This is a genomic window from Marinitoga piezophila KA3 (genome assembly GCF_000255135.1).
GTDB lineage: Bacteria > Thermotogota > Thermotogae > Petrotogales > Petrotogaceae > Marinitoga > Marinitoga piezophila.
In genome coordinates, this window is the sequence record NC_016751.1 from 1091261 (window position 1) to 1111511 (window position 20251).

A 20251-nucleotide genomic window follows, 5' to 3' on the forward strand; every position below is an offset into this window, starting at 1 on the left:
TCGGAGGTGTCCAATGAAAAAGGTATTAGTTTTATTGTCATTAGTAGTATTTGTATTAGCAGGTTTTTCTGAAGAAATTGTTGGTTATTTAATGAAAGACGGAAAGATTTTAAGTAATTATTATCTTACAGAAAAGGCTTTTAAAATTGAATATTTAAATTCCCTTCAACAAATGCAACAAAACGGTCAGCAATTTGATCCTATGAAAGAACCTTTTTACATGGTTTCTACAATAAAAACAGCTTTAAGTTATAAAATTCTTGAATACTACGCAAACGAAAACAATTATAAACCCAATATGGAAGAAATAGACAGGAAAGTTGAAGAACTCGCTTCACAATACTTATCAAATGAAGATACAAAAAAACAGATTATTTCTTACTTTGGCTCTGAAGATAGTTTCAAAGATTATATAAAAAACAATTTATTAGCTTCATATTACTATAAATATATTGACTCAAAAATAGGAACAGTTACAGAAAATGAAGTTAATGAATATATAGAAAAAAACTTTGAAAAATTAAAAGAAGATAATGATAAAGTACTTACACAACATATTCTCGTTACAGATGAAGCTACCGCAAATAAAATATTAAACGAAATAAAAAGCGGTAAGATTTCATTTGAAGATGCTGCAAAAAAGTACTCTATTGATAAAAATTCTGCTGTTAACGGTGGAGAAATTAACTGGGTTACAAAAAAACAGGTTGTTGAACCTTATTTCTTAGCAGCCTGGAATGCGAAAATCGGTAGTATTGTAGGACCTGTAAAAACAGATTATGGTTATCATTTAATAAAGGTTAAAGATAAAAAGATTTATAATTCTCCAGAAGATATGGAAAACAATTCAGAAATTGTGGAAAAAATTAAATCCGACTTAAAAAACGAGAAATTATACAAATGGTATATGGACTATTCAAAACAATTTGATTTTGCGATAGTTTATAAACCTCTAATCTATGAGGATAGAATCCAAAAAGCTAAAACAATTGACGATTTAATGGATATAGAAAAAAAATTATTCGACGCAATAAAAACAGATCAGGATGTACCAGAAGAATGGAAACTCAGTTATGTTACTTTAGCAAAAAAAATAAAAGAACAAATCCCTGAAATTATAGAACTTGAAAAATCCTTATTAGTTCTTGATAACAAATACAAAAACCTTGATGAAAAAGCTTTAGACGAAGAATTAAATAAAATAGAAGAGGAAATCTCTAAATTAAAGGACTCACCTGAAAAGAAAGAAAAAGATCAGCTAAAAACAAACCTTGAAAATTTATACTACATAAAAATAATGTATCCTTACTTAATAAACAAAACAAATACAGAATTAAAAGAAGATATAAAAGAAAAAGAAGATTATTCCAGAGAACTCAATAACAGAAATTTCATTATTTTAAAAGAAATTTATATGAAAAACAAAGATATGAATACACTTGTAGAATTATATCAGCTTAATCCAGAAGATCCCGAAATTGCATTTGATTATAATTATTCATATTACAACTATATCAAGCAATATATTCAATCACAACCAAAAGATGTAATTCAACCAGAGCTTGAAAAGCTTTTAAAAGCTTTTGAAGGAATTGTGGAAAAAACAGATAACCCGGAAATAAAGTCTCAGTCAGAAAAGATTATAGAAGAAATAAAAACAACTTTAAAAAACATGATGCAATGAAAATATTTTCTCAAAATGTAAAAAAAGATTTAAATTTATCAGTTTCTTGTAACTGTTAATTAATATATCTAAGATATAATAATTTTGAAATCCCCATCCCCCGATTCCATATACATATATGGTTTCGTAAAAGCCCCGATTGTCGGGGCTTTTGTTTTTTTATTATTATTTAATCAATAAAAATTTATTCATCAAATTCTCCTAAAAACATTCCCCAATATTCCCATGCTTCCCAATCAGGATATATTACTACTTTATCCTCTTCTTTTTCATAATACACAACTCCTATATACCATCTGTCTTTTATATAATAAGCGCTTCTTGTAATATCATAATGTTTTGATGTTGTTTCACCTACTGCAGTGAGATCAAAAGATAAATCTGCTGTTAATACCTTTTCTACATCAGGACAGATATTTTTTAAATCAGCCGGTGGTTCTGATTCTTTTTCATTTGTTATCTCAAGATTTTCAATCTTTCCTGTAACTTTTCCTGTACTACCATCATAAATTGGACAATGATAAATAAGCTCTTCTATAGCCCACTCCCATGCATCTTCGTCAAAATCTGTCATTCCTGTAACATTAACATTGTAAAAGTACTTTTCTAATACGGTTATAGAAGAATTTTCTGTAATGTTTTTCAAATCATCAAAGTAACTTTGGAATACGTCTGAATTATCCTGTTGTAAAAGATCTACACACCCTACAAAAAGAAAAGCAATGCTTAATAAAACAAGTATAAGAGTTACCTTTTTCATATAAACACCTCCCTGAAAATTTGTATTTAATATCCTTAAATTATAATTCTACTATAATTCCATTATTGATTCAAGTTTTAAAAGATATTAAAAAAAAATAAAAATTCTTAGTTTTAATTAGATTTTAAAATTTTATCAGGCATAATTCTACAAAATTAGAAAATATATACTATCTTTTCAGGTTTGTATGTAAAGATCTAATATGGTAGAATCATATAGAAAATTAAAAAAGTAAATACCTCCGGAATTAAAGGTGAGAAATCTTAAAAGGGAAGATGGTGAGAATCCATCACGGCCCCGCCACCGTAACCGGGTACGAAACCAACAAAAGGCCACTGGGAATTGTCCTGGGAAGGCGTTGGGAGTAGGATGATCCGGAAGTCGGGAGACCTGCCTTTAATTCCAGAGCGATCCTGATCTCGCGGGAGATTAGGATGGAATTTTTATTTTATAGGAGGGATTTAAGTGAAAGTACATGAATTTATTGGTAAGGGTTTTTTGCAAGATTATGGAATAAAAGTGCCTCAATCGTATCTAATTACTTCTGAAAAAGACATTAAAGTAACATTCCTGCCTGCAGTATTAAAGTCTCAGGTGTTAGTGGGCGGAAGAATGAAAGCAGGCGGTGTATTATTTGCACATACAGAAGAAGAATTTTCTGAAAAAGCAAAATATCTGCTAAAAAAAGAAATAAAAGGCGAAAAACCTTATGGGGTTCTCGCTGAAGAAATGATTCCCATAAAAAAAGAATACTATATATCTCTACTACTTAATAGAGAAGAAAAAGAAATAAGTATACTATTTTCCGAAAGTGGTGGTATTGATATAGAAGAAAACAAAGATTCAATTATAAAAACAAATTTTGAAAAATTTCATGAAGTAATTCCGGAAAAAATCCAGAAAATATTGCCTAATTTAAGAAAATTATTTAGAGAAAAGGATTTAACCCTTCTTGAAATAAATCCATTAATCGAATCAGAAGGAGGAGAAATAATCGCTCTTGATGCTGTAATGCATCTTGATGATAACGCTATATTCAGACAAACCTGGGCAGAGGAATTTGTTGATGAAAAGTATCCTTTTCACTTTGTAAAACTTGAAGGAGATATTGGAATTATCGGCTGTGGCGCAGGAATAGTTATGGCTACAATGGATGCTGTTAAATTACATGGTGGAGAACCAGCAGATTTTCTTGATCTTGGTGGAGGAGCTGAAAAGGATATTACTCTTGAAGCTTTAAATTTATTAAAGAATTCTGGAATAAAAAAAGTAATTCTAAATATTTTTGGTGGAATTACAAAATGCGATGAAATAGCCAGAGGACTCGTTGAATTTAATAAGGAAAATCCTGATATACAATTATTTATAAGATTAACGGGAACAAATGAAAACGAAGCAAAGGAAATTCTAAAAAAACACAATTTAAATTATTATGAAGATATGTATTCCATGATTCTTGATGCAGTGAAAGTGGGTGAGTATAAATGATTTACGGAAATGAAAGAGTTTGTGTCCAGGGTATTACCGGAAAATCTGGACGATTGCATACAAAGAAGATGCTCGATTATGGAACAAATATTGTATGTGGTGTTTCAAAAAACAATAAAATAAAGGATTTATATAATATTCCTGTATTAACCAATATGAAAAATGCTGTAGAAAAATATAATGCAGATACATCTGTTGTATTTGTACCTGCTCCATTTGCAAAAGATGCTATTTTTGAAGCTATTAATGCCGGCATAAAAAAAATTATAATTATCACAGAACATATTCCTCAACAGGATATGCTGGATGTATATCATATTGCAAAGGATAATAATGTAAGGGTAATAGGACCTAATTGTCCTGGCGTAATATTACCTGGAATTTCAAAAATCGGGATTATGCCTGAAAAAGCTTTTAAGCCTGGAGAAATTGCTGTAATATCAAGAAGCGGAACTTTAATGTATGAAATATCAAATTATCTTTCTTTATATTCAAAAGGCATAAAAATCGGAATTGGTCTGGGTGGTGATCCAATTATCGGAACATCTGTTGAAGAAGCTTTTGACTATTTAATTGAAAATAATATAAAAGAGGCTGTTATAATAGGTGAAGTTGGGGGGAATGATGAAGTTACAGGTATCAAAAATGCTCTTAAAAAAGGTTATAAAGGGAATATAAAGGTATTTTTTGCTGGAAGAACAGCTCCAAAAGGAAAAAGAATGGGACATGCCGGAGCTATTGTAGAAGGTTATGAAGGTAGTATTGAATATAAAGAAAAGCAACTTCTTGAAATGGGAATAAATGTGGTTAAAAATATACCAGATCTTTTATAAGAAAAGTAAATATAAAGATAATAAATTTTGATATGATATAAATAACTATATTATTATAACAAAGGAGTTGAAGAAGTTGCTTTCAAATCCATATTTTCTTTTATTTTCATCAATTTTTTTAGGTATCTTTATAGGTAAGTTTAAAATAGGTAGATTTAAATTAGGGAGTTCGGGAACCCTTTTTAGCGGATTATTTTTGGGGTGGTTGGCTACCACCCTCCTTTTAAAAGATAATAATCTTTCTTCAATCCAATTATTAAAGGCTTCATTTCACCAATTTTTTCTTTTTTCTTTGATTTTATTTATTTCAGCTGTTGGATTAATAGCTTCCAGAGATATTAAATTTATCATAAAAAAATTTGGAAGTAGATTTATAGCCATGGCATTTGTTATAACTCTTTCTGGTTTCATTCTATCCTATTTTTTTGGAAAAATATCAGGATATAATATTTATAATTTTATTGGAGTATATTCTGGTGCCCTTACCAGTTCCCCAGGACTTGCAACAGCACTTGAAACTGTTCCTGATTTCCAGGATGAAATAACCTTTGGATATTCTGTTGGATATATCCCTGGTGTTCTTGCGGTAATTCTTTCTATGTACTTAATTCCTGTAATATTTAAAATAGATATTTCAAAAGAAAAAGAAAAACTGGCATCTGAAATAACTTTTGAAGAAGATAAAATTAACAATTTTGACTTCATGGCATTTTCTTTTGTAATAATTGTAGGTATTCTATTAGGTAAGATAAATATCAATCTTGGAATTATACAATTTTCACTTGGCATGACCGGTGGAATATTGATTTCGGCTTTATTTTTAGGTTCATTAGGTAAAGTTGGACCTATTAATTTTAAAATGAACAAAAAAATCTTAAAAAGTATTCAAGAATTAGGATTGCTTATGTTTTTGTCATCTGTTGGATTGAAATCTGGATATAACACCTTTAACAATCTTAACGAAAAAACGCTTATTTTAATGTTTTTCGCACTAATTATTGCTCTTTTTTCTATTCTAATAGGTTATATTATAGGAAGATATATTTTTAAACTTAACTGGATAATTTTATCTGGCGCCATTTGTGGAGGAATGACAAGTACTCCGGGACTTGGTGCCGCAATTGATGCAAATGAATCTGAAGAGGTTGCTTCTGGATATGGGGCAACATATCCATTTGCATTACTGGGAATGGTAATATTTACAAAGATTTTTTCTTTATTAAATTAACACATAAAAAATAACCCTGAAATTTGATTTTCAGGGTTATTTTTTACTTGAAACTTCAAATATTATCTCCAATTTTAATTCTTTGTCCATAAAAGTAGGTGGATTTTCAGCCCATAATTCTTTCTTTGAAATATCCTCTGAAGAGTATTTTTCAAAACATAATTCGCAACTTCCCATATGATAGAATTTTATATAATTTATTTTATCATTTTCCTCGAATAAAATAAATTCCTCATTGCTTTCTTCATCTAATACCTTTCTCACTGGAATTAATGCATTTTCAGATATATTATCCATAGAACTTAAAAATTTATATACATCTTCATATGTTTTCATCCTCTTAAATATTCTCTGATGCACACTTTCACCTTCTTAATAATGATATTTTTCGTTATTATTTATTTTAAATGCTCTATATATTTGTTCCAGTAAAAATAGCAGTATCATTTCATGCGTAAAGGTCATCTTAGACATAGAAAGCAAAAAATCTGCATTGTTTCTTATATATTCATGATGTCCCAACGGTCCTCCAATAAAAAAAGATATGTTTTTTTTACCTATTCTCCATGTATCTATTTTTTTTGCAAAATCTATTGAGGATAATTCCTTTCCTCTTTCATCAAGAACAACCTTGAAAACATCTCCTGTAAAATATTTTAAAATCCTCTCCATGTCCTTTTTTTTATACTCTTCTGCTGATATTTTATTTAAATCATCTGATAATGGCAAAGTAATTAATTCCACTCTATCATATTTAGAAGTCCATTTCAAATATTGTTCAAGACCTGTTTTTATAAATTTCGTCTTTGGTTTTCCAATAACATAAACCTTTATCATATTAATTCATTTCTCCTTTAAAATTCGTTTCATCATCTATATAATTTTCTTCTGCATATGATTCTGTTGTTGCAATACCTTTAGTTACCAAACCCAGCAAAAATGAAAAAATAATTATCTGACTCCCTCCATATGAAATCAAAGGCAACGGAACTCCTGTAACCGGCATTATTCCCAAATTCATCCCTATATTTTCAAAGACATGAAAAAATATAATCAAACTTGTTCCAAAATATATGTATTTCCAGAATCTTCTGGAAGTTTTTTGTGCATAAATATACATTCTATAAATTAATATTCCATAAAGCAATATGATTACAGTTATTCCCAAAAATCCAAATTCTTCACCTATTACAGAAATAATAAAATCATTATGGTCTTCCGGTACAAAATCAGAAAGATTCATAAAACCATTTAAATATCCTTTTCCAAAAAAACCACCAGAACCTATTGCTCTCATTGCCTGTAAAGTATTATATGCAACTCCAGCGGCATTTTTTTCAGGAAATAAAAAACCTATAATTCTGGCTTTTTGATAATCTTTCATAAAATAAAAGGCAAAAGGTGAGGAAAATAACATTAAAAACATTGAAGTTTTCCATGTTTTTTCATGTTCACCAGAAACATAGGTTAACATAAACCATAGACCAAATGTAAATAACGTCATACCCAGATCCGGCTGTTTAAAGATTAATCCAAGCCCTAACAACGTTGTTAGAGATAATATATAATATGCTTTTTTGTTTTTTTCTGCAAGGTATTTTGCAAAAATAATAAGTGTAAAGATCAAAAACAAATGAGAGGGCTGTATTCCAACAGGACCAACTCTTATCCATCGTCTTGCACCATAGCGTGCTCGTTCAAATACCAAAACATATATTAAAAGAAAAATAGTAAAAGAATATAAATAGCCGATAATTCTTTTTAAAAAACTTTCTTTTAAAAAATATGCGGTAAAAAATACTATTATTCCTAACGTTGAAAATATTATTTGTTTATAATAATTATCTTCTATATACTCTCCATATGTAGCTGTTCTTACTGCAAAAACTCCTATTATCAAAAGTAAAAAATATATTAAAGGAATTATATACTCAAATTTTCTCATTCTTTCAAAAGGTTCTGTATAAATTCCTGACAAAGGATTATTTCTTATCATTGTAATTTTTCCTCCAACTTTCTTCTTTTAAGAAAGCTACAAATTTTATTGCTAAATCAGGATCAAATTGTGTTCCGGCATTTTTTTCAATTTCCTTTATGCTTTCTTCAAATGAAAGTGCCTTTTTGTAAGGTCTGTCTGTTGTCATTGCATCAAAACTATCAGCAAGAGATATTATTCTTGAAATAAATGGTATTTCTTCGCCTTTTAATCCTTCTGGATATCCTCTGCCATCCCATCTTTCATGATGATACTTTGCAATAATTGCATATTCATCCATATAACCACTTTGTTTAAGCAATTCATAACTTTTAGTGGAATGTGTTTTTACTATTTCATATTCTTCATCTGTTAATCTTGTCTCCTTATTTAAAACTGTTTGGGGAATAAAGAATTTTCCTATATCATGCAATAAACTGGACCAATAAACCTTTCTTATCATATCTTTATCCAGTTTAAGATATTCTGCAAATTCTGTTGCATAATATGCAACTCTTTCTGAATGACCTTTTGTATATTTATCATAATACTCAAGAGCTTTTACAAGAGTTAATACAACATTTTTATGGAACCTTCCTTCTTCTTTTGAAATTTGCTTTAATCTAACAAATGCAGAAGCAAGATGCGAAAGAGCCTCTACAAGTCTCATAGATTCATTTGAAAAAGTCTTTCTGCCATTTTTTACACTTATATCCAGAGCAATTTGCCCAATAACATAATTGTTTATCTTTAAAGGCGCTAATAACGATTTTGAAATTGGTTTTGTCGCATCGGCTAATTCCTGAAGTTTTGTATCATCAAGCAATCCTTTATTTTTTTCAACAATATTTTCAACAACAGATACCTGTTTCGCATATATAAATGTTTTGTTATCAAACACAACATGTTTCAGCCGTTTTTCATCATGCCCAATTGCACTGATAACCTTCCATATATTTTTATCTTTATTAAACAGAAAAATACTTCCATAATCGGCTTCAGGAACTATTTTTATAGCACTTTCAAGTAATTTGTCAAAAAAGACCTTTTCATCCATATCGGAAAGACTAAGACGGGCAATTACCGTTATTAATTCTTCTAATTTTTCAAAATATGTCTCTAATCGCTTATTTAAATCACTTAATTCTTCATTCATTGCCGTAGTTTCCTGCAAATAACCTTCTAATTCCAATTTATGCGCATAAATTCGTTTAATCAGTGAATTAAATGAATTTTTTAGAGATTCAAATTCTTCTATTTCAAAATTCTGATCAAACTCTTCCAGTAATTCATTTCTCATATGTTCTGTCAATGATTCAATGGGATTAATAATTTGATTATTTAAATGCTTTATTTCCAATTTTCTCATAATTATTGATATTAATACAACAACAATCATACTTAATAATGTTACTAAAAAGAAGTTATATATATATTTACTATAATCTATTATTAAATAAACCTTTCTTCCATAAAGTTCAAATGTTTTAAAAATTGCAAACGGCTTATTTTCTTTAGTCAAAGAAATTTTCTCATTTTTTGCAAGAAAAACCTTTAATTCATCAATTACCGCTTTGACATCTAATTTAACAACTAAAATCCCTTCGAAAAAACGACTTTCTCCGTAAAAATCATAAAAATACGGAAATAAATAACATATATTTTCATTGTCAACAATAACTTTAAACTCTGTTTTTTTCAATTCATCTATATGTTTATCAATATCAAATTGTTGAAACCCGGCTTTTTCTGGATATACAAAGGTAAATGTTTTTAACGACGGCTTATAGTCTCCTATACATGAGATAACAGAGTTGCTATTAACAACATTTTTTAGGATCTTTTCAGCATCAACAGATAAAGAATAAACATTTGCAATAACTTCCATATTCGTAATAATTCTCTTCTTTTGAGTATCAATAATCTTTAATATCCTATTGTACTGGATTTCAACTTCATTGTTCATATAAAAATATGTATTTAAAGCAAAAAAGATTGCCATTATTAAATATATGGCAGTGGTTGCAGCTATTAACTTTTTTCTTGTGTTTCTTCTAAACCATTGTTCTAATTTTATTTTATTATTTTCCATATTTTTTCAGTATAATATTTATTTTCTGTTTATTCTTCAAAATTATATAATTTATCTTTTCCAGTAAAATCTTATCTTTTGTTGCAATACCAACATCTGATTTTTCAAATGGCTCTCCAACAATTTCTACAGGATATTTTTTTGAAAAATATAAAGCATTTACCAGATCAAAGAAAGCAGCATCTACATTTCCATCTAAAACCCCTTCAAGACACTCTTCATTTGAAGAATATACATGTAAATGTACTATTTTGCCGCTATTAATTAATTCAAGCGTTTTTTTATACCCCGTTGAATCTTTTTTTGCGCCAATAGCTATATTATCAAAACTTGTTATTTTTTTCTTATTATCTTTTAATTTTATTAAAACCAACCCTGTAGTTAAATACGGTATTGAAAAATAATATTTTTTTCGTCTTTCGGGAGTAATATGTATTCCGCCTATTATCATATCCACATTTCCTTCATTTAGCGCATTGTCGACCAGATATGGAAACGAAAAAATATAAATTTCTACATTTTCATGCAGCTCTTGAGATATCATTTTTACAATTTCTACATCAATTCCTTTTAAAATATACCCATCTTCTACTTCTTCCATATATGCATATGGCTCTGTAAGTGAAATCCCAACCTTTAACACTGCATAAAATTGCACAGCTACTATCAAAAAAAAGATTATAAATAACTTGCTCTTCATAATAACTCCCTTTCAATTTATGTTATAATATAAGTAAATTTAGATTATATCATCATAAACAGCAAATCCAAAATAAATCCCGTATAAATATTATATCATAAAAAATATGCATTATGAAATATTCGTTATACTAAATATATTTAACTTTGCGGAGGTTTTTTATACATGAAAATTTATATAATTGGACCTGGAAAAGTGGGAAAAACTTTATATAATTGCTTAATAAAAAAATATTCTGATATAATATTAATAGGGAAGAATATTGATATATCAAATTACAGATTTGATGGCATTATAATAATTACAACACCCGATGATATTATTGAAAAAATATGGAATAAATTAAAAAATAATAACCTCGAAAATGTTCTCGCAATTGGTCATTGTAGTGGAGTATTGGACTCTTCTTTTATACAATCTGTGCCACATTTTTCCATGCACCCTAACTTTCCATTTAACTCAGAAAAAAAATGTGAAGAAATACAAAATATAGTCTGGGGAATTGAAGGCAATGAAAAGGGATTGGAATATGCAAAAAAATTAGTTACAGACTTAAAAGGAAAATATATCATTATTCCCCAAAACAAAAAAATCCAATATCATCTTGCAGCTGTTATACTTTCAAATTTTTCATATGCTCTGGCGAAATTATCCATGGATTTATATAAAGATATGAATCTTAACAACATAGAGCATTTAATAGACCTTGCAATCTATTCATTAAATAATATAAAAAAAGTAGGTTTAAAAGAAGCTTTAACTGGCCCTGTTGCAAGAAATGATATTAAAACCATTCAAAAAGAAAAAAAAATATTCAAAAGCTATTTTAACGATGAAAATATTTATGATTTTTTTATAGATACGCTATACAGGATAAAGGAGGAAAATTGACATGAGCATAAGAAAATTTCTAAAAATGAAAAAAAAGCAGGAGAAAATAGTAATGATTACTGCATATGATTATTTCTCCGCCAAAATCGCTGAAGCCGCAAATGTCGATATGATACTTGTTGGTGATTCAGCTTCAAATGTAATGCTTGGAAATAATGATACTATAAAAATAGGCATGGAAGAAATGATAATCTTTGTCAAAGCTGTAAAAAAAGGCGCTCCTAACACATTTATTATAGGAGACATGCCATTTTTAAGCTATCAGGTTTCCGATAGCGAAGCTATCAAAAATGCTGGTTTATTACTAAAAGCTGGTGCTGATGCTATAAAACTCGAAGGTGGATTAAACGTCGTACCATTAATAAAAAAAATGGTGGATTTTGGAATACCGGTAATGGGACATATAGGTTTTACTCCCCAATCATATAAACAAATAGGTATAACTTCAAAAGGCAAAACTCAAACTGAAGAAGAAGTTTTATTAAACAGTGCAAAAGCTTTAGAAAATTCCGGAGCATTTTCAATTGTGTTGGAAATGGTTACAGAACCTGTGGCAAAAAAAATCTCAGAAGAATTGGCAATACCCACAATAGGTATAGGTTCTGGAAGATTTTGTGATGGCCAGGTTCTGGTATGGCATGATTTATTGGGTTTAAACAACGAATTTGAACCTAAATTTTTAAAAAAATACTTAAATGGTTTCGAACTATTTAAAGAAGCTATTGAAAATTATTCATCAGAAGTAAAAAATGGAAAATTTCCAGAAGCTAAACATGCATATAAACCTATAGAGGAAGGCAGTGACCAAAAATTATAGGAGATAAAATTATACATTTTGATACTATTAACTCAACAAACATTTTTTTAAAAGAACATTGGAAGGATTTGCCATCTGAAACAGTAGTATGGGCTGACAAACAAACAGGCGGATATGGAAGAATGAAAAGGCAGTGGATTGCAGATAGAGGAGGATTATGGTTCTCCGTATTATTTAAACCAACAAATATAAGACCCTATAATCCCTGGCACTATGTTCGATTATACAGTTTAGCCATACACGATATTTTAAAAGATAAATATAAATTAGAAACAGTAATAAAATGGCCAAATGATTTGCTTGTAAATGAGAAAAAAATATGTGGTATTCTTGGCGAAGCTGTATTCACTGGTGTAACACCTTCAGCTATAATAGTTGGCGTTGGATTAAATGTAAATAATAAAATTCCTGAAGAATTAAAAGATATAGCCACAAGTTATATTGAAGAAAAAAACAAAAAACTACATCTTGAGAAACTTCTAAAGCAAATTAATTCCCATGCATATTATAAATATTATTTAAAATATTTTAAAAGAGATAAAATATCCGCTTTCACAAAACAATGGATAAAAAAACTTAACATTCGAAATGGAGATTTTATAAAAATAATATTCCAAAATGAAGAAAAACGTGGTAAAATTATTTCAATACATGGTGATTATCTTGAAGTTGAATTTGAAAGTGGTATAGAAAAGGTATATGCTGGTGAGGTCTCATTAAGAAAGGAGCGTGTGGTATGAATATATCCCCTGAAAATTTAAAGGTATTATTAACAGAAGAACAGATTTTAAACAAAGCAAAAGAACTTGGTAAAGAAATTACAGAATATTATAAGGATATAGATGAAGAAATAGTTGCTGTTTGTGCTTTAAAAGGTTCTGTTCATTTTTTTGCTGATCTTGTAAAAAACATTGAACATGATATGGTATATCAGTTTGTAAGCATATCCAGTTATCACGGCGGAACACAATCAACAGGAAAAATCACAGTAAACAGCTGGTTAAATTATAGCTTAAAAGGAAAACACGTTCTGCTCATTGAAGATATAGTCGATACAGGAAATACCATAAAATTTTTAATGTCTGAAATATTAAAAGAGGAACCTGCTTCTTTAAAATTAACATCCCTTCTTATAAAAAATGCTCATGATCACGGTATAAAAGTAGACTTCCCTGGATTCTATATAGATAATTACTTCGTAATAGGTTATGGTCTTGACTATGATGAAAAATACAGAAACCTGCCATTTATTGGATATGTAGAATAATGTGATATAATAATAAATGAAAAATAAATATATTATATTTTGGAGGTGTTTTATATGAATTTTGACATTGAAGCATATGTAAAAAACGTAAAAGAAGCAGCTGAATATATAAAAAGTAAAGTATCTGAAAAAACTGAAGTGGCAATTGTTTTAGGTTCAGGGCTTCATGGAATCGCAAATAAACTTGAAGATGCCCTTGAAATAAGCTACTCAGAAATTCCAAATTTCCCTGTATCAACAGCACCTGGACACAAAGGTTCATTAATGTTTGGAAAAATTTCTGGAAAAAATGTGATGTTAATGAATGGAAGATTCCATTATTATGAAGGTTATACAATGAAAGAAGTAACATTCCCTATTAGAGTAATGCAGGAATTGGGTATTAAAATTCTTATTGTGACAAATGCTGCTGGTGGAATGAATCCAAATTTTGAAGTTGGAAACCCATGTATCATTACAGATCAAATTAACTTCTTTGGAGATAATCCATTAATAGGTCCAAATTATGATGAATGGGGACCAAGATTCCCTGATATGAGTGAAGCTTACGATAAAGAATTAACAGAAAAAGCTATCAGCGTTGCTAAAAAATTGGGAATTCCTGTTTATACAGGCGTATATCTTGGAATCACAGGACCAACATTTGAAACACCTGCTGAATTAAAAATGATGAGAAATTTTGGTGCAGACTTAGTTGGAATGTCAACAGTTCCAGAAGTTATTGTTGCTAATCACGCTGGAATAAGAGTTTTAGGTTTCTCTGCAGTAACAGACAAAGCAGTTCCAGATGAATTAAAACCTGTAACAGCCGAAGAAGTAATTGAAATCGCTAATAAAACTGGAGAAAAAATTGCCAATATAATTTTAGAATTATTGGGTGAATTATAAGGTGAAAAGGGTTATACTTTTCCTCTTTACTATATTAATTACTATATCTGGTTTTTCAGAAAAAACAGACATATATAATAAAATATTCTATAAACCAGGATTACACATGGAGTTGTATACCGACTCCATGTTTTTGACATTTGAATATACATATATTGGAAAATATTCTTATATGGATTCCAATGAATTACTAAGATATGTATGGACACAGGATAAAACATTAATAGGCGGTCAGATGTATGTTGAATCAAACTATTATACGCATGCAATTTCTTCAAGTCATGCAATAGGGCTTTTACAACTAAAACCTATAGTAGCTGAAGATTTTGGCGCTCATAATCTATTTAACCCTATTGATAATATAACAACAGCCTCTTTATATCATGATTATCTAAACAAAACTCTTGGTACTGAAAAAAAGCAAATTGCAGGATATTATCAGGGACCAACGTCAGTATTGAAAAATGGCATAAATTCAGCGGGAAGCTATTATTATAATAAAGTAAAAAAAGCACAAAAAAAATATAAAAACACTTCTGTCTATTCACCTTATTTAATAAGCATTAGCGGAAATGTGAAAAAAAATTATATGAATCTAATTGCAAATGAAGGTTTTGCATACAAAAATTGGGAATTTTATTCAAACCAACATTTCGAAGTTACAACTGAAAATAAATTTGAATTCAATAATCTTGAAGTTAAATTTGGTGGTTTTTACTTTCCAAAAACAAATTTCTCAATAGGTGCATTTTCAGATTATAATTTAAACATGGATACAATTGCAAGAATTGGCTATCCATGGGCTCAAAATGTAGTATCATTTAACAATAATAATAAAATTTTAAAACAAATTTATATGTCATATGATTTTAAAAACAATATGTGGATGAAATTTTATATAGATAAAGATTTTCTTTTTATAACAGGTATATCCATATACGACATAAAACTTGGAATTTTATTTAATTCCTCCTATAGAATAGGTATATTTATGAGTTTATGAGGTGGCTTTATGAACTTTTTAGAAAAGATAAAGGATTATTGGGATAATTTCCCTACAAATCAAAAGATATTGCTATCTATATTAGCCGCAGTTTTTTTAATAATAATAATATTTTTCATAATATTAAACTTAAGACCTAATTATCAGGTCTTAATAAGTGGTGTTGACGAACAACAGGGTGGAAAAATCATTTCAAAACTTGAGGAAATGAATATCCCATATAAAGTTGGTGCTGGCGGTTCTATAATGGTTCCAGAAAAATACAATAAATACGAATTATGGATGAAATTAGCTTTAGGTGGTGTTCTTGGAAATCAGGTTACAGGATATGAATTGCTTCAAAAACAGAGTTTCGGCGCTACAAGTTATGATAAACAGGTAAATTATCAAATAGCAATAGAAGGAGAGCTTGCACGTTCAATTTCCACAATGAAAGGAATACAATATGCAAGAGTTCATATTGTAATGCCTGCAAGGACATATTATACACCTGCAGAACAATCTAAACCAAAAGCTTCTGTTTTACTATTTCTTGAACCAGGTGCATCTATAGATTCAAATCAGGTAAGAGCTATTATGGAATTTGTTGCAGGAGCTGTTCAAAATCTTGATCCAAAAGATGTAAAGGTTGTAGACAATTATTCTCATAATCTCAGCGCGCAGGTTTTAGCTGAAGGAAATATAGCAGATGCAGCTACAAAGTTTGATTTAAAGAGAAAAATAGAAGAGTATTATACACAAAAAATAGAAGACAAGCTTCAGGTAGTGTTTGGAATGGGCGCAATTGTTGTATTGCCAGAAGTAGATTTAAACTGGCAAAAAATAGAACAGGAAGCACGAAATGTTCAACCTGTAAATAAAACTTCAGGTATAGTTGTTAGTGAGCAAAAAGAAACGGAGGAAAAAACCTCCTATTCTGGAACATCAAATGTTCCAGGCGTTGATTCAAATGTCCCTCCATATACAACACAAACGCCTGATAATCAGGGATCCGATACATATAAAAATTCAAAAAGTATAATAAATTACGATTTTAATGAAATATATAAAAAGGTTACCGAAGACAAAAATGGTGAAATTGCCAATAAATCTATTACTATATTTATAGACGAGGACAAATCTCCTATTCCAAAAAACGAAACAACAATAGCTCAAATAAAAACAGCCATTTCAACAGCAACAGGAGCAACTCCTTCTAATATTACTGTTTTATTTACCAAATTTAATAAAGATTTAGAAGCAGAATACCAGAAAATGGTTGAACAGTCAAAAAGAGCAAAAACACTTACCATTATCATGGTTGCTTCTATAATATTCATGATATTTATTGCATTATTTGTAATAGCAATAATCAATGTTAGAAAGAAACAGAAAGCAAGGAAAACCATTCTTGAAAGAAAGAAAAAGCTTGAAGAAGCAGCAACAAGAATTATTGAAGAAATTGAACCGGAAGAAGTGGAACTTACCGAAGAACAAAAATCATTTGAAAAACTTGCAAAAATCGTTGATCAAAGTCTCGATGATGTTGTAGAAATTGTAAAATACTGGATTAATCAATAAGAGGTGATTTTATGGCTGCCAAACAAGATGTAAATGGCTTAAGGAAAGCAGCTATTTTGATAGTTTTAATGGGACCTGACAGAGCTTCAAAATTATTAAAAGAATTAAATGAAGAAGAGGTTGAAATGCTAACTTTAGAGGTTGCAAACCTCGGAAAAATATCAGATGAAGAAAAAGACGCTGTAATGTCAGAATTCTTCGAACTGATGAAAGTAAAAGAGTTCATAAAAGAAGGCGGTGTAGACTACGCCAAGAAATTGCTTGAAGAAGCATTTGGTCCTGAACAGGCTATCAAAATTATAGAAAACCTTGTTACAAACTTACAGGTTAAACCTTTCGATTTCTTAAAGAGAATCGATATTGCACAAATTACCAATGTATTGCAAAATGAACATCCTCAAACAGTAGCATTGGTATTATGTTATCTTCCACCAGGAGCTGCTGCTCAGGTTATTGCAGGATTACCGGAAGACTTACAGGTTGATGTTATTAAAAGAATTTCTATTATGGATAGGGCAACTCCTGATGTTGTTAAGGAGGTGGAGTCCCGTATGAAAGACAGATTATCTTCATTTGCCGCTCAACCATTCAGTCAGGTTGGTGGAATAGAAACAACAGCTGAAATTATGAATAATATCGACAGAACTGTATCCAAAAACATATTTGACAGATTATCCGAAACAGATCCAAAACTTTCAGAAGAAATCAGAAAGAAAATGTTCGTATTTGAAGATATACTTAAACTCGATGATAGAACTATTCAGAGAATACTCAGAGAAGTTGATACCCGTGATCTTACTCTTTCACTTAAAGGTGCATCAGAAGAACTCAAAGATAAATTACTTGGAAATATGTCACAAAGAGCTCGTCAGATGATAGAAGAAGAATTGGAATTTATGGGTCCTGTAAGATTAAAAGATGTTGATGAAGCACAGCAAAGAATTGTTGCAATTATAAGAAAACTCGAGGAATCTGGAGAAATCATAATTGCCGGTGGAGGAGGAGAAGAATTAATTGTATAATAAACGCATAATAAAGGGTCAATATGTAATATTTGAACCACCGGAAGAGGAATTAGAACACGAAAAAGAAAGCGCAGAAGAAATTGCCAGAAGAATAATAGAAGACGCCGAAAAAAAAGCAAGCGAAATAATTGAAAATGCAAAACAGGAAGCGGAGAGCATCATAAATGATGCTCACCTTGCTTATGCTGAAGAAGTTGAAAAAGGACGAAAAGAAGGGCAACAAAAAGCCCAGGAAGAAATAAATGCTTTAATAGAGCAATATTCTACCGAGTTAAACAAAATGTTAGAAGAATTTAACAATTCTCTCAACTTAGAAATATATAATGCAAGGATACTGATGTTTAATATTTTGAAATCTCTGGTTCATAAATTTCTTGATATTGAAATATTTTCTACTCCAAAATGGGTTGAAAATGCTTTAAATAAAATACTGGAATATTACATAGAAATGGAATTTATAAAAATACATGTAAGTTCAAATATTTTAAAAGACTATCCAGAATTAATAGAAAAAATAGAAAAAGTCGAAAAGGTTGAGATAATAGAAGATATTACTCTGCCAGATTTTTCAATAGCAGTACATACAAATATGGGTAAAGTTGTAATTAACAGGAACGAATTAATAAAAACTGTAAGTAAAATTATAGAGGAAGAATTAAATGAAAACTCATAACGATATACTGGAAAACATAAATCAACGTTTAAACGAACTGGATATATTTTCCCTTGAAGGAATAGTGGATAGAATAACCGGTGTGGTTATAGAATCCAGAGGACCTGATGTTTCTCTGGGAGATTTGTGTTCTATAACCTTAAAAGATGGAAGTACTGCTCTGTGTGAAGTTGTTGGTTTCGTTGGAAACAAGGTTTTGCTCATGCCATTTGAAGATGTTCACGGATTATATGTTGGTGCCAGAGTAAAAAAATTAAATAGAAAGGTGTCCATTGGCGTTTCTAATAATCTTCTTGGTCGTGTTCTTGATGGATTGGGAAGGCCTATGGATGGTAAACCTCTATATGCAGAAAAATATCGTTCCATTTACTCACCACCACCAAATCCTTTAATAAGAAATAAAATAGAGGAACCTCTTCCTGTTGGAATTAGAGCTATAGATGGTTTAATTACACTTGGCAAAGGGCAAAGGATTGGTATATTTGCTGGAAGTGGTGTTGGAAAGAGTACATTACTTGGTATGATAGCAAGAAATACCTCTGCTGATATAAACGTTATTTCTTTAATCGGTGAACGAGGTCGTGAAGTAAGAGAGTTTATAGAGCGCGATCTTGGCGAAGAAGGTTTAAAACGTTCGGTAGTTGTTGTTTCAACTTCAGATCAACCAGCCTTAATGAGAACAAAGGCTCTATTAAGCGCTACAACAATTGCTGAATATTTTAGAGATCAGGGATATAATGTAATGCTTATGGTTGACTCACTTACCCGTTGGGCTATGGCACAAAGGGAAATAGGATTGTCCATAGGTGAACCACCAGCAACACGCGGATATACACCAAGTGTATTTGCTGAATTACCAAAAATTTTAGAGAGAGCGGGTAATTCTGATAAAGGAAGTATTACAGCAATATATACTGTACTTGTTGAAGGTGATGATTTTAATGAACCCATTTCAGATACAGTTAGAGGTATTGTTGACGGTCATATCCTTCTTTCAAGACGATTGGCTGAATCTTCGCATTATCCGGCTATAGATGTACTTGCAAGTATTAGTAGGTTAATGTCTACCGTTGCAAAAGAAGAACATCTTGAAGCTGCGTATAGGGTAAGAGACATAATGGCAACATATAATGATGCAAAGGATTTAATAGAGGTTGGTGCTTATAAAGAAGGAACAAACCCTAAGATAGATATAGCAAAAAGGGAAATAGATAATATAAATCAATTTCTCAGACAAAGAACAAATGAAAATCCAGATTTCAATCAAATTGTAAATCAACTTATTGACTTAGCAAAAAAATTAAAATAATTAAATAGAGATAGGAGGAAGTTTTATGCCAGCTGAGATTCTTATTCCCGTAATTGGC

General features: G+C 30.0%; 20 protein-coding genes and 1 riboswitch. Of the genes, 14 read left to right on the top strand and 6 right to left on the bottom strand.

Features of this window, described 5'->3' with window-relative positions; translation table 11 throughout:
- Nucleotides 1-13 precede the first annotated feature (13 nt).
- A complete protein-coding gene (locus MARPI_RS05240; protein ID WP_014296551.1) occupies nucleotides 14-1684 on the top strand; it encodes a peptidylprolyl isomerase in 1671 nt (556 codons plus the stop codon).
- Nucleotides 1685-1868: 184 nt separating this feature from the next.
- Here the strand turns inward: MARPI_RS05240 and MARPI_RS05245 are convergent, their stop codons facing one another.
- Nucleotides 1869-2444, bottom strand: coding sequence for a hypothetical protein (locus MARPI_RS05245; RefSeq protein WP_014296552.1), 576 nt, complete (start codon nucleotides 2442-2444; stop codon nucleotides 1869-1871).
- A 234-nt stretch (nucleotides 2445-2678) separates the two neighbouring features.
- A riboswitch (cobalamin riboswitch) is annotated at nucleotides 2679-2856 on the top strand.
- 53 nt (nucleotides 2857-2909) lie between these two features.
- Here MARPI_RS05245 and MARPI_RS05250 point away from each other — a divergent pair.
- The 3 genes from MARPI_RS05250 to MARPI_RS05260 all read left to right on the top strand — a co-directional run bounded on the left by MARPI_RS05250 (nucleotide 2910) and on the right by MARPI_RS05260 (nucleotide 5993).
- On the top strand, nucleotides 2910-3932 hold the full coding sequence (locus tag MARPI_RS05250; RefSeq protein WP_014296553.1) for an ATP-grasp domain-containing protein: 1023 nt from the start codon (nucleotides 2910-2912) through the stop codon (nucleotides 3930-3932).
- Complete coding sequence (locus MARPI_RS05255; protein ID WP_014296554.1) at nucleotides 3929-4765, top strand: succinate--CoA ligase subunit alpha; 837 nt, start codon at nucleotides 3929-3931, stop codon at nucleotides 4763-4765. Before MARPI_RS05250 ends, MARPI_RS05255 begins: the two co-directional genes overlap by 4 nt.
- Nucleotides 4766-4841: 76 nt before the next feature.
- A complete protein-coding gene (locus MARPI_RS05260) occupies nucleotides 4842-5993 on the top strand; it encodes an aspartate-alanine antiporter-like transporter (protein ID WP_014296555.1) in 1152 nt (383 codons plus the stop codon).
- Between the two features lie 36 nt (nucleotides 5994-6029).
- Here MARPI_RS05260 and MARPI_RS05265 read toward each other — a convergent pair whose 3' ends face one another.
- Genes MARPI_RS05265 through MARPI_RS05285 form a run of 5 tightly spaced genes read right to left on the bottom strand, consistent with a single transcriptional unit; the run spans nucleotide 6030 to nucleotide 10760 of the window.
- Complete coding sequence (locus MARPI_RS05265) at nucleotides 6030-6353, bottom strand: hypothetical protein (RefSeq protein ID WP_014296556.1); 324 nt, start codon at nucleotides 6351-6353, stop codon at nucleotides 6030-6032.
- Between the two features lie 12 nt (nucleotides 6354-6365).
- Nucleotides 6366-6830: a 23S rRNA (pseudouridine(1915)-N(3))-methyltransferase RlmH gene (locus MARPI_RS05270; protein WP_014296557.1), complete on the bottom strand. Its 465-nt coding sequence runs from the start codon at nucleotides 6828-6830 to the stop codon at nucleotides 6366-6368.
- Between the two features lies 1 nt (nucleotide 6831).
- Nucleotides 6832-7989 carry an FtsW/RodA/SpoVE family cell cycle protein gene (locus MARPI_RS05275; RefSeq protein WP_014296558.1) on the bottom strand — a complete coding sequence of 386 codons (1158 nt, stop codon included), beginning with the start codon at nucleotides 7987-7989 and terminating at the stop codon, nucleotides 6832-6834.
- On the bottom strand, nucleotides 7976-10060 hold the full coding sequence (locus MARPI_RS10735; protein ID WP_014296559.1) for an HD domain-containing phosphohydrolase: 2085 nt from the start codon (nucleotides 10058-10060) through the stop codon (nucleotides 7976-7978). Before MARPI_RS10735 ends, MARPI_RS05275 begins: the two co-directional genes overlap by 14 nt.
- Nucleotides 10050-10760 (bottom strand): substrate-binding periplasmic protein, encoded by a 711-nt coding sequence (locus MARPI_RS05285; RefSeq protein WP_014296560.1) that lies wholly within the window; start codon nucleotides 10758-10760, stop codon nucleotides 10050-10052. Before MARPI_RS05285 ends, MARPI_RS10735 begins: the two co-directional genes overlap by 11 nt.
- 165 nt (nucleotides 10761-10925) lie before the next feature.
- Here MARPI_RS05285 and MARPI_RS05290 point away from each other — a divergent pair, with 165 nt between their 5' ends.
- From MARPI_RS05290 to fliI, 10 genes are read left to right on the top strand one after another with little or no spacing between them, the layout of a single operon-like run.
- Entirely contained in the window at nucleotides 10926-11651 is a 726-nt protein-coding gene (locus tag MARPI_RS05290) for a DUF2520 domain-containing protein (RefSeq protein WP_014296561.1), read from the top strand.
- Nucleotide 11652: 1 nt separating this feature from the next.
- Nucleotides 11653-12468: a 3-methyl-2-oxobutanoate hydroxymethyltransferase gene (gene panB / locus MARPI_RS05295; protein WP_014296562.1), complete on the top strand. Its 816-nt coding sequence runs from the start codon at nucleotides 11653-11655 to the stop codon at nucleotides 12466-12468.
- Between the two features lie 11 nt (nucleotides 12469-12479).
- Nucleotides 12480-13208 (top strand): biotin--[acetyl-CoA-carboxylase] ligase, encoded by a 729-nt coding sequence (locus MARPI_RS05300; RefSeq protein WP_255370596.1) that lies wholly within the window; start codon nucleotides 12480-12482, stop codon nucleotides 13206-13208.
- Nucleotides 13205-13735, top strand: coding sequence for a hypoxanthine phosphoribosyltransferase (gene hpt, locus MARPI_RS05305; RefSeq protein ID WP_014296564.1), 531 nt, complete (start codon nucleotides 13205-13207; stop codon nucleotides 13733-13735). Before MARPI_RS05300 ends, hpt begins: the two co-directional genes overlap by 4 nt.
- A 54-nt stretch (nucleotides 13736-13789) precedes the next feature.
- Entirely contained in the window at nucleotides 13790-14623 is an 834-nt protein-coding gene (locus MARPI_RS05310; protein WP_014296565.1) for a purine-nucleoside phosphorylase, read from the top strand.
- 1 nt (nucleotide 14624) lies between these two features.
- Nucleotides 14625-15626 (top strand): lytic transglycosylase domain-containing protein, encoded by a 1002-nt coding sequence (locus tag MARPI_RS05315; RefSeq protein WP_171814210.1) that lies wholly within the window; start codon nucleotides 14625-14627, stop codon nucleotides 15624-15626.
- Nucleotides 15627-15635: 9 nt separating this feature from the next.
- Nucleotides 15636-17186, top strand: a complete 1551-nt coding sequence (fliF, locus tag MARPI_RS05320; protein WP_014296567.1) for a flagellar basal-body MS-ring/collar protein FliF — start codon at nucleotides 15636-15638, stop codon at nucleotides 17184-17186.
- An 11-nt stretch (nucleotides 17187-17197) separates the two neighbouring features.
- Nucleotides 17198-18208, top strand: coding sequence for a flagellar motor switch protein FliG (gene fliG, locus MARPI_RS05325; protein ID WP_014296568.1), 1011 nt, complete (start codon nucleotides 17198-17200; stop codon nucleotides 18206-18208).
- A complete protein-coding gene (locus MARPI_RS05330; RefSeq protein ID WP_014296569.1) occupies nucleotides 18201-18884 on the top strand; it encodes a FliH/SctL family protein in 684 nt (227 codons plus the stop codon). The genes fliG and MARPI_RS05330 overlap by 8 nt, the downstream gene beginning before the upstream one ends.
- Nucleotides 18871-20193: a flagellar protein export ATPase FliI gene (gene fliI, locus MARPI_RS05335; RefSeq protein WP_014296570.1), complete on the top strand. Its 1323-nt coding sequence runs from the start codon at nucleotides 18871-18873 to the stop codon at nucleotides 20191-20193. The genes MARPI_RS05330 and fliI overlap by 14 nt, the downstream gene beginning before the upstream one ends.
- Nucleotides 20194-20251 lie beyond the last annotated feature (58 nt).